The 295-nt window shown below is 55.6% G+C and carries 1 protein-coding gene; it reads right to left on the bottom strand.

Going from position 1 to position 295, the window contains the following annotated elements; genetic code table 11:
- Positions 1-295, bottom strand: a 295-nt coding sequence (locus tag AC1RPU_RS08150) for a hypothetical protein (RefSeq protein WP_481769669.1), incomplete at both ends; no start/stop codon positions are given.

The raw sequence follows: 295 nt of genomic DNA, 5'->3' as shown, positions 1-295 counted from the left end.
CAGTACTCACGAATCGGGCCGCGTGCATTGGTCATCGTAAACGACGTGAACTGACCGTATGCCCCATTGAACGCGTCCATGCCGCGCCTAAGCCACGTCAGGATAGTAGGCGTCGGGAATAGCAAGTCCGGAGAGCCATAGAGGGTGGCTCGTGCCTTAGCGACCTTGGCCTTTACGTCACCGACTGCGGTCATGATGCTTGGGTTAATGATCCACAGGTCGGCCGACTCTTGATACACCATTGCCGCGTTGTTGTTTGCCCAGTACTTCCAGATCACTGTGTATGGTTCGAGTG

The sequence above is a fragment of the Dellaglioa sp. CoH-55-MRSF-7 genome (assembly GCF_056782235.1).
Note: the sequence above shows the minus strand (reverse complement) of the source record. Positions and strands in the feature narration are given on the sequence as shown.